Origin of the sequence: Microcoleus harperi Pol14_C6, from assembly GCF_036701295.1 — a bacterium.
GTDB lineage: Bacteria > Cyanobacteriota > Cyanobacteriia > Cyanobacteriales > Microcoleaceae > Microcoleus.
Map to the genome: position 1 here is coordinate 1 of NZ_JAUBQN010000110.1, position 1,375 is coordinate 1,375.

General features: G+C 47.1%; 1 protein-coding gene. It reads left to right on the forward strand.

The window, feature by feature from the left end; genetic code table 11:
• Window positions 1–463: 463 nt before the first annotated feature.
• The gene (gene rpaA, locus QUA27_RS27195; protein ID WP_333072153.1) at window positions 464–1,201 is read left to right on the forward strand and encodes a two component system response regulator RpaA; all 738 of its coding nucleotides are present in this window, start codon (window positions 464–466) and stop codon (window positions 1,199–1,201) included.
• The last annotated feature ends 174 nt before the right edge of the window (window positions 1,202–1,375 follow it).

The following is a 1,375-nucleotide window of genomic DNA, read 5'->3' on the forward strand; positions in this document are numbered from 1 at the left end:
TTCAAGTTCGAGCGCCCGAATTCAAGTTCGAGCGCCCGAATTAATATTATAAGTAATTACCCGAACCTGATATAAGCACTACCCCTCAAAAAACACTAAAGTTTTTTAATAAAAATTAACCTCTTCAAAAAATTAACAGGTAACAGTTAATGGTTAACTGGGTTCTGCAAGACGCGGGCTACCGTTAGGGGATTCTGTCAAGTCGCAGGCGCACCCTCCAAAAGTTGAGGCTGTTCTTGCCCGTAAAAAATCGGCCCCCAGCAAGATTTTTGGCGAACAGTTTTCTGATATGCGCTCCTAGGGCTTATAATTAGTACAAGAATATTTACAGAGCCCGCAAAGTTCTTAATGAACCTTATAATCCTTAATGAAGCTTAAAATTAAAAAATTGTTCGTTAAAGTTACCTGGAACCCCCAGAAGGCTGTAGGCTCTGCCATTCGGTTAGCGGTGAGATAAATAATGATGCCCCGGATACTTGTTATTGATGATGACGCGGCGATCGCCGAACTTGTAGCCGTCAACCTAGAAATGGCTGGCTACGAAGTCACCCAGGCAGAAGACGGCATCAAAGGTCAGGCACTAGCCATACAACTGCTCCCCGACCTGATCATGCTAGACCTCATGCTGCCTAGAGTAGACGGGTTCACCGTATGTCAGCGTTTGCGGCGTGACGAGCGCACCTCAGACATTCCCGTCTTGATGTTGACAGCCTTAAGTCAAACTCAAGACAAAGTAGAAGGCTTCAACTCCGGCGCCGACGACTACCTGACCAAACCATTTGAACTAGAAGAGATGCTAGCCCGAGTGCGAGCTCTACTAAGGCGCACAGACCGCATCCCCCAAGCTGCCAAACACTCCGAAATCCTGAATTACGGCCCGCTGACCCTTGTCCCCGAAAGGTTTGAAGCTGTTTGGTACGATCAGACAGTCAAACTGACCCACCTAGAGTTTGAGTTGCTGCACTGCTTGCTTCAGCGCCACGGTCAGACAGTCTCTCCCAGCGAAATTCTCAAAGAAGTGTGGGGTTACGACCCCGACGACGACATCGAGACTATTCGTGTACACATCAGACACCTGAGAACCAAGATGGAACCCGATCCCCGCCATCCTAGGTACATCAAAACCGTATATGGGGCTGGTTATTGCCTGGAGTTGCCCAACAACGAGCAAGTAGCTGAAGAAACCAAATCCTCTGCTTGAGTTAGCGCGCCCAATCCAACAAGCAGTTAAAAATCCCGCTAGAAAAGCCTGAGAGCAAATGCTCTCAGGCTTGGTTGTAAGGAGAAGTGGAGCGATGTTATACCAATTTTATATGAAGTTGCATAGAATAAAGATACTGTTTAGAGGTCATTAGTTATGGCACGTCAACTGATT